The following is a 9551-nucleotide window of genomic DNA, read 5'->3' as shown; positions in this document are numbered from 1 at the left end:
GCTGGGCAAATACTGTTCCCCCAAACCAACTCGATAAGATCAGCAGCAAACAAGGCATCATTAACTTCATACGCATCATTTTTCTAATATTCATATTTAAAATAAAACATCAGGGGCTGCAACAGCCCCTGATTGACAACATTTAATATCCTGGATTTTGAACCAAGTTAACGTTATTCGCCATCTGGCGGAAAGGAATTGGATAAATTTCTCTCCGGGTGTCATTTGTTGGGGTATGATCCCACCATGAACCTTTGGTAAAACGGCCGAAACGAATAATGTCGGTACGGCGCTTCCCTTCAAAAATAAACTCTCTTCCTTTTTCGGCAAGTAGTTCATCCATAGTCAAACTTGTTGTGGTATATTTTGCAGCTTCCCAATCCTGCGCGGTAAACGCACGCTTGCGGCTTTCATTGATCAGGCCTACAGCCTCTTGTGTTGCTACACCTCCATTTTTACGCATGATGGCCTCTGCTTTGTCGAAGTAAATCTCGGTAAGGCGATAGATCATAAATTGGTTCTCTTTATAATTTGCATCGCTGATCCGGCCGGATTTATATTTATTAAACCTTGCCCCACTGTTCTCTTCTCCTTTTGTCATACCACCTGCCGTGGTCAGATCGCCCTCACTTTCCCTTCTGATGGAATTGACCAGAATAAATGGTTTTCCACTGTATTCTTCAGAGCCCAAAACCGGAGTTGTTGTTCCGTATTTATATTGTGGACCAAATAAGAACCACTCTTTTTTACGCAAATCATTTTCTGCGTAGGCATTAAATGCAGGTGGTGTAACGACATAAGCATTATTTCCCTCGTAGGATACATCAAGGACATCGTTCATATAAGAAAAGCCGTGAAGTACAATCCATTGCCATTCAAAGCCGCCTTTACGGCTATAAGCAAATTGAAACAAGGCTTCAGATGCCGTTCTGTTCGTATTGGAAAAAGTTGTGGTTAAATTACTTGCCAATTTGGGAGCTCCTCCTAGCCCTCCTGCTGTACCGCTCAATATTTTATCACAGGCAGCAATACACTGATCCCACATAGGTGTTCCAGCCCATTTCTCGGCATTCAGGTACAGTTCTGCAAGCATGGCATAGCCTCCGGTTTGTCCTATGCGTCCAATCAAGGCTTCCGAGTAAGGTGCCAGCTGCGGAACATAGGTTTCCAGTTCTGTTTTGATAAAGTCAAAAACCTCTTTGCGCGATGCTGTGGCCGGGTTTTTAGGTAGCCCAACTTTGGTAGCTATTGGAATATTACCCCACATATCTACTAATTTCAGATAGTGAAATCCCCTTAAAACATGTAATTCCGCAATAATTACTTTTAGTTCAGCAGCTGTCATTCCAACCGCTGTAGCATCTAGTTTCTCCAGGTCTTCAATCGCTGCGTTGGTATAACCCAGGCCAGTCCACATACCCACCCAGGCATTGTTTAAACGGCCTTCATTTATTGTCCAGGAGTGATAATGTTGACGGATATGATCTCCGTTATCATAGGCGTGACGGCCTTTCTGGGGCCAGGCCAGCTGATCTGCAGACATCTCTGCGTGATAATAATAACCATCTCCACGAATCGGGGCAATCCAGGACTGCAAATGTGTCATGGGTCGAAGCGCGCTCTGAAGAACTTCTGTTCTGTTTTTATAAAAATTTTCTTTATACAGCTCGCTGTACAACTTTTCGTCTAGTTTAGTGCAGGAATTTAGGGTACCTATTCCAACTGTTAAACTCAACAGGCCTATAGCCTTACGTATATATGATTTCATTCTTCGTATTTTGTAATGATTAGCTATTAAATTCCTTAAAAACCTACGCTTAAGCCCGCCGTCCAGGACCTTGTTCTTGGATAGAAACCTCTTGAATCTACACCGGTATCAAAACCGGTATCCTGCAGTTCAGGATCCAGACCACTATAACCCGTCATCGTGATCAGGTTCCGGCCCGAAATAAAAACCCTGACATTTCGGATGTATTTACTCTCCAGCTTAAAATTGTACCCTAAGGTTACATTATCCAGCTTTACAAAATCACCTTTTTCCAGGTAATAATCAGAATATTGAGGAGCTGCTTTTAGCTGATTGTTTTTACCAAAAGCGCTGTTGAAGACGTTATTTGGCAAATAGCTCTTGTTACCATAAAAAATGTCCTGAAGATTCAGGATATCAAAGCCGAATTTCCCTCTTAAAAATACCGTTAAATCAAAGTTCTTATACTTAAAGGTCTGGTTTAGACTCAAGCCATATTTAGGAACACCATTTCCAATAATGGTTTTATCTTCCTCTGTCATCTGTGATGCCTCAGCAACTGAACCATCTTTTTTATAAAACAACCAGGCGCCTGCATCTGTAAACCCGGCAAAACGTTTTCCATAAAAATTACCAATCGCTCCTCCCTCATCAATTCTGATGGCTGGCCCCATAGCTCCTGGATTTGGTATATCAGAATAGAATAAAGATGTTGCTTTAAAGACATCATTGGTGAGATAAGACAGCTTATTGAACTGTGAATTTGCAGTTAGATCAATATTCCATTGGAAATTGTTGTTTTTTACAGCGACTGCACTGATCAGCAACTCTATACCATGATTTTGAATGGCTCCAACATTTGTATAAATATCTCCCCTCACATAGCTTGGCTGCTGTGCCACATAGTTCAACAGTAAATCTTTTGTCTTGCGGTTATATACATCAATAGATCCTGTAATTCTATTGTTCAATATGGCATAATCCAGACCAAAGTTCCATTCTGCCTTGCGCTCCCAGCGAAGGTCGGGGTTCGGGTTCCTTCCTGCACCATAGGTCTGGTAATATTCGGTTCCCTGAGGATACAAACCGCCTGTCCCCAATGTAATCAGAGACTGATAATTATTAATTCCAGCATTTCCTGTTACCCCATAACCAGCTCTTAATTTCAAGCTGTTGATAACAGGGATATTTTTCATAAATGCTTCTTCACTTAACATCCAGCCTGCAGATACCGCAGGGAAGCTTCCATATTTATTATTGGCTCCAAATCTTGAAGAACCTTCTCTTCTTAATATGAACTGGGCAAAATATTTTCCCTGGTAAGTATAGTTTGCTCTTCCAAAAAAGGCGATCAAAGTATCGTCTTCCTTAAAACTGCCAATTCCCGGCCTTGGTAAGGCTGTGTTGCCAATTGCGCCACCAGCACCCAGGTTCCAGTCTAGAAAAGCATCGGTGGTTAAGCCATTATTACTCACATTGAAACGCTCTGTTGTAGAATATTGGTAGCTATATCCAAGAACCGCACTCACACTGTGATCTGTATGAAATGTCTTCTTAAAATTTAAAGTAGGTTCGAAAGTTTTAGTCCAGTTGAGTACATTTTCCTTGCTTCCGTAAGCCATTCCCCGGTAAATTGAATTAGGACGTTGGTCCCAGTCATTGATAGAACGGAAATATCTATCGTTGTAGTTGTTGCGCTGATAAGATCCAAACACGGAGAAAGAGAGTTCGCTGAGCAGGTCTAAGGTACCTCTTGCATCACCGGAAAAGGTTTGCTGATCACGTTCACTGATGCGGTTGGCCAGCCTTGAAAGTGGGTTGTACCCATCATTAGGGTTGTTAAAGGTTCCGTTCGGATTCATAATGGGTGAGGTAGGGTTCCAAATCACTGCCTGTTCAAAATCACCACTTCCGCCACCAAGTAAGTTCGCCTTGTTAAAATTAGTCACCATATTTACCTGCAAGGTGAATTTGTCCTGAAGTCCTTTCTGATTGATATTTAAACGGCCTCCCCACTGCTCTCTCCGGTTTGATTTTGCAATACCCTGAAAATCATTCATGTAGCCGGAAGCCCTGTAATTGGTCTTATTTCCTCCACCGTATGCCGCAAAATTGTGGTATTGACTCAGGTTATCTTTATTGATCAACTCATTATACATATCTGTAGATGCCCCCAGATCCTGTTGCGGCTTTATATCCCCTGAAGCAATTTTCGCTCTCCATTGATCTGCTGATAGAAAATCTGGTTTCTTATCTACAAAATCCTTCTGGAAATAGTTGTTGTAATCAAATCTGGGTTCTCCTGATTTGCCTTTTTTTGTAGTGATCAATATCACACCAGCATTACCTCTGGTACCATAAATGGCTGCTGCAGACCCATCTCTAAGTACATCTATGGATTCAATATCATCCTGCTGCAACAGATCTAAATTTCCGCCTGGAATTCCGTCTATTACAATCAGAGGTGTTCTCGTTCCGGTAATAGATGTTACACCACGTAACTGGATAGAAGGGCTTGAATTTGGATTATTTCCCTGGGTCCTGGTAATATTTAAACCAGGAACCTTGCCCTGAATCAAATCCATAGGTGATCTTGCTGCGCCTTTATTAAAGTCTTCTGCTTTAATGGAAGTAATTGCAGAAGTGATTTCTTTACGTTTCTGTGTTCCATATCCCACCACCACAACTTCATCAAGCTTGCTCAATTCATCTTTGAGTGTAAAATCCAGAACTACTGATTTACCTTCTGCTACCACAACATCCGTTCTTCGCTGCAGACTAAAGGAAATATAACTGACTTCTACCGTGTAGGTTCCCGGGGGTACATCCATCACAAAATTCCCGTCTGCATCTGCACTTACCGTACGTTTAAGCTCAAGGACTTTGATACCTGCACCCACCAAAGGTTTTCCACTTTCATCTATAATTTTACCTCTAATCCGACCAGGCACCTGCATTCTGGAAAGAATGATCGTACCTCCTTTTTCTTTAAAACTGATTTTGTTTGGTGTTAAGACTGCATTCAATACAGATTCTAAAGTGCTGTTCCTGAAGCTGGCATTGCTGACCATAATTTTCTCCAGGTTCAAATTGTCTGTAAAAGCAAAATCCACCTTGCTTTTCTTCTGCACCTCACTGATCAGATCATATAAACTTATTTTTTCATAAGATACATCCAGATGTCGCTGAAGTAGCTGTCCTCTGGATATTCCTGCCCATAAAAATTGGGAAGCCGCAACAGTAATCAAACTGATGATAATTGTAATACGCATAAATTTCTGCAATAGCAGTATTTTTTGTTTCATTTATAGTTGGTTTTTATTCAAAATATGAGCTCATTGGTCTTTGATTACAAGCCACGGTTTCATAGATTTGAATAGTTAGTGATTAGTTTATTACTAATGCCGGTGGTTATACAGCGTCCAAACTAGATACCACCAGCACAAAATCGCCCGTCGAGTCCTCTGTGGTTCGACGGGTATGTTTTTTAATATATAATTATCTCATGCTCGCCCTCCTGTTTATAATTTTTGTTTAACATGGTCATTAAGAGTTTTAATACTTTCTGTTGAGACTGATTAGCGTGGAGTGTAACATTATATCTGAAAGACCTCACCTGTTTATCAGTGGTACTGAGTTTTAAGCCATACATATTGAGCATATCCTGAGCAAGCTCCTGGAAACTGGCTTTTACAAGTACAACCTTCCCATCTATCCAGGTACTGGTATTCGTTGGAATTACATCTTCAACTTTGGTATCCCCGGTCACTCTATTGTATATCAAACCTTTTCCTTTGGTCAACAGGGCCAATTCTCTTATTTCATCGTTAACCTTTACCTTTCCCCGGCTTACACGGACTTTGATCTCATTCAATTGCTGATAGGCCCGAACGTTAAATGCAGTACCAAGTACTTTTACCTTGATTTTCCTGGTGTCGACAATGAATGGCCTTAGGGTATCTCTGTGTACTTCGAAATTGGCCTCCCCTTTCAAAAAGAGTTTACGCTCAGTCTTTCCAAAATTCTCCGCTATGCTGATGCTGGAATTCGCATTTAGCCAGATTACAGTACTGTCTGTTAGAAGGATTCTTTTAATCTCTTTCTGACCTGTACTGTAGATTACCGGCGCCAATCGTTTTGCCTGAAGAGTTTGGCGAGAAGTATTTTGTATAAAAAAAGGCACTGCTACTCCCGAAACCAGAAGGCCTATGGCAGCGATCTGGATCCAGGTGCTTCGATACCAGGGTAATTTGGTTTTTTGCCAGTCTATCCGGTTAAGGATACGAAGTCTTGTAGATTCCTTCTCCTCCTTGCTGGATACACCAGGGAGCTTACCTTCAGGATCACGGTCAAAGGAATCGTACCATAGGTCTACAACAAATCTTTCTGCTGCATTAGCAGTATCATTATTGTATTTTTTTATAAGTCTTTTAAAATATGAATCTTCCACTATTAGTCTTTTACAACTACATAGTGCCTTCAGCAGAGAAAAAGTACTTCAAGAAAAGGTTATTTAATTGTTAACTTAGTATTATCGCCGACAAGACAATGAAAAAGGATTGATTAAGATCGGGATGTTTGGTGGAAAGCATGGCTTTTAGACGTCGCAGTGCCTCTGCATTGTTATTTTTAACCGTCTGTTCTGCCAGTCCCAATGCTTCGGCTATTTCACGGACTGAATAGTTCTCGGTACGGAGCATAAATATTTTACGCATATTTTCCGGAAAGGTCTGAATTGCTTCATCCAAACTCTTCTTTACATCGGCAGCAGCAATCATTTCCAAAATACTGCTCTCCATTTCTTCCATTCTGGACAAAAGATGTGCAGAAACTCTCTCATGAAGATTTTTACGTTCCACCCATTTCATGATCTTATATTTCAGCGCGCCTTGAAGATAGGCCTGAAAAGAAGTATGGATCTCAATGCTATGGCGACGGCTCCAAATGGTTGCGAAAATATCCTGAACCATATCTTCTGCTTCAGACTGATCTTGCAGTCTTCGGTACGCTTTTTTATACAGATCTTCCCAATGCCTGTTAAACAGGTTTTCAAAGGAACCCTGCTGATCAAGTTTTAAACCGGCCAATAAATCTGCATCTATATCCATTAGTGGAATCTAAATTTTAGAAGTCTTTATTTGTCTCAAAGGTATATATTTTTAGATTTTAGCAAAATCTAATTTCTAATGCAATTGTACCATCCATATGGTGGCATTTCCGCAATCCGGATCATCTTCTTTGTATTCTAAAACCTGGAAGCCATGCATTTCCAGAAGTGATTTATACAGCGCTTTATCTAATGAGGCATGAAAGAGGTTTTCTCCTCCGTTCATTCCCCAGGCTTCTCCCAGTTCTTTACCTGAGGTGAACATTAAGATACCTCCAGGGTTAAGGTGCTCTTTAAAAACATCGAACATGGCGGGCTGGTCATCTGAAGGAAGATGGAAAAAGCTATGCCAGGCTATGATGGCATCAAATTTCTTACCGAGTGAAAGTTCCCGCATATCGGCTAGCTGAAAATCGGTAAAAGGAAGGTTATTTTTTGCAATCTCCAACATACGATGGCTGGCATCCACTCCGGCAACCTGCATTCCCTGGCTTAAAAGGTACCCCATCATGGGCATTCCAGTTCCGCAGCCCAGATCCAGTATGCTGGAACCCTTGCCTAAAATCTCTATGATTTTATCGAGATAGGCTTTTTCCATCAACCCCTGGTAACGGTTTTCGGCAAACCAGTCGGCAATGATATTGTAGCTTTCGAAAACCTTATTCTTCTTATTTTCCATATTCAAAGCTAGAAATTTCTGCTATATGCCCCACTGTGAAAATTAAACTGCCCAGCAACTACTGATTTGATATTTAATTCAATATATTCACGTTCCTTGAAGATAATGAGATGAAGCAGCACAACCTGGAGAGATTTATTAATGCGCAAAAACCAGTTTTCCAAACGGCGCTAACAGAGATACAAAATGGCAAAAAACAAAGTCACTGGATGTGGTTTATCTTTCCACAAATTCAGGGATTGGGATTTACCGAAACTTCAAAGCTATATGCTATAGAGGATTTAGCAGAGGCTCAGGAATATCTTGAGCATCGTGTATTGGGTGCAAGGTTGATTTTGATGTGTAACACCCTTCTGGACCTTAAAAATGATAGTGCTCATCAGATATTTGGCAGTCCGGACGATCTAAAGCTAAAATCCTGCATGACTTTATTTGCAGCTGTTCCAGGTACAGACCCTGTATTTGAAAAGGTATTGAAGAAGTTTTTTGGTGGGTTGAAAGATCATATTACGATTAAAATCCTAAACCTTCACAAGCATGGTTAGATCTTTCTGTCTAAGTTGTTCTCAATTATGAAAAAAATTACCGCTTCTCTGTTTGCTGTTTTTCTTCTTTTTGCTGGCGTCCAGGCCCAGGAAATCAATACAGCAAAATTAGACAGTTTTTTTAATGCGCTCGCTGCGAATAATCGTTGCATGGGGAGCTTTGCCATATCCCAAAAGGGTAAAATTATTTATCAAAGATCGATGGGGTACAGTTCATTGGAAGACAACAATAAGATTCTGGCCACATCTAATACCCTCTACAGGATTGGCTCAATGACCAAAATGTTTACTGCAACACTGATCTTTCAGCTTATTGAAGAGGGCAAATTGTCTCTGGATACAAAGCTGTATAAATATTTCCCGCAAATGCCAAATGCCGCCAAGATCACCATTGGAAACTTGCTCAACCATACCAGTGGGTTAATGGATTATGTAAATGATACAGACAATAAGGCCTGGATTACCAACCCACATACTAAAACAGAATTATTACAGACCATTACAGGAAAGAAAGTACATTTTGAACCTGGGGCCAAGCAATTGTACTGCAATTCAGGTTACTTATTGTTGAGTTATATTTTGGAGGACATAACTGGTCAGCCTTACAGCAAACTGATTAAAAATCGCATTTCAAATAAAATAGGATTACAACATACATTTTCTTCTAAAGCCAACGAATCAGAAAAAGCGGAAGCCCGGCCTTATCAACGTACTATTTCGTGGAATAAGATCAAGGATATTTATTTTCCGAATATAATTGGCGTGGGCGATATGCTGTCAACGCCTGCAGATATGCTTACTTTTATCAATGCATTGGTAGCGGGAAAACTTGTTAAACCAGAAAGCTACAATCAGATGAGATTATTTAAAGATCAGGATGAATTTGGAATGGGATTGACAAAAGTGCCTTTTTATGGGAAAATTGGTATTGGACATGGTGGCGACACTTATGGAAGCCACAGTGTGACCTTCAGATTTGATGACGATGTTTCCTTTTCATCCAGTATAAACGGTGCAAATTATCCTGTTAATGACATTAGTATTGCTGTTTTAAGCATTTTTTATCATCGGCCGTTTAACATCCCCGACTTAAAACCGATCGAGATTAAAAGTGAAGATCTAGATGCTCATCTTGGCATTTATGCATCTAAGCAGATGCCTCTGAAGATAACGTTCACTAAACAAGGTACTGTACTTATGGCACAGGCTACCGGGCAGCCTGAGTTCCCGCTGGAAACATTAACAAAAGATAAATTCAAATTTGATGCTGATGATATTTTAATTGAGTTTAATACTGAAAAAAAAGAAATGATCCTTAAACAAAGTGGGAAAACGACACTCTTTATGAGAGAATAGTACCTCAATCGACGACTAACAATGAAAAGGCTATTCTTTATTAAGAAGAATAGCCTTTTCATTGTACAATCGATAAATATATTTACCAGATTTTCACTCTTTTGCCAGGGTCAATCC

The 9551-nt window shown here is 40.4% G+C and carries 7 protein-coding genes; 2 read left to right on the top strand and 5 right to left on the bottom strand.

The genetic code is table 11. The features are described from left to right. Window positions 1–142: 142 nt before the first annotated feature. The 5 genes from DBR11_RS28125 to DBR11_RS28105 form a co-directional block, all read right to left on the bottom strand. Window positions 143–1768, bottom strand: a complete 1626-nt coding sequence (locus tag DBR11_RS28125; protein ID WP_199233990.1) for a RagB/SusD family nutrient uptake outer membrane protein — start codon at window positions 1766–1768, stop codon at window positions 143–145. Between the two features lie 35 nt (window positions 1769–1803). Beyond that, on the bottom strand, window positions 1804–5052 hold the full coding sequence (locus DBR11_RS28120) for a SusC/RagA family TonB-linked outer membrane protein (protein ID WP_108555854.1): 3249 nt from the start codon (window positions 5050–5052) through the stop codon (window positions 1804–1806). Between the two features lie 182 nt (window positions 5053–5234). Beyond that, entirely contained in the window at window positions 5235–6197 is a 963-nt protein-coding gene (locus DBR11_RS28115; protein ID WP_108555853.1) for a FecR family protein, read from the bottom strand. Between the two features lie 70 nt (window positions 6198–6267). Further along, on the bottom strand, window positions 6268–6855 hold the full coding sequence (locus DBR11_RS28110; RefSeq protein ID WP_108555852.1) for an RNA polymerase sigma factor: 588 nt from the start codon (window positions 6853–6855) through the stop codon (window positions 6268–6270). A 75-nt stretch (window positions 6856–6930) separates the two neighbouring features. Beyond that, window positions 6931–7533, bottom strand: a complete 603-nt coding sequence (locus tag DBR11_RS28105) for a trans-aconitate 2-methyltransferase (protein ID WP_108555851.1) — start codon at window positions 7531–7533, stop codon at window positions 6931–6933. A gap of 110 nt (window positions 7534–7643) precedes the next feature. Here DBR11_RS28105 and DBR11_RS28100 point away from each other — a divergent pair, with 110 nt between their 5' ends. Next, window positions 7644–8078, top strand: a complete 435-nt coding sequence (locus DBR11_RS28100; RefSeq protein WP_108555850.1) for a DUF1810 domain-containing protein — start codon at window positions 7644–7646, stop codon at window positions 8076–8078. 27 nt (window positions 8079–8105) lie between these two features. After that, window positions 8106–9434 carry a serine hydrolase gene (locus DBR11_RS28095; RefSeq protein WP_108555849.1) on the top strand — a complete coding sequence of 443 codons (1329 nt, stop codon included), beginning with the start codon at window positions 8106–8108 and terminating at the stop codon, window positions 9432–9434. The last annotated feature ends 117 nt before the right edge of the window (window positions 9435–9551 follow it).

Origin of the sequence: Pedobacter sp. HMWF019 (genome assembly GCF_003061025.1) — a bacterium.
GTDB lineage: Bacteria > Bacteroidota > Bacteroidia > Sphingobacteriales > Sphingobacteriaceae > Pedobacter.
This window is presented reverse-complemented; position numbering and strand designations above follow the sequence as displayed.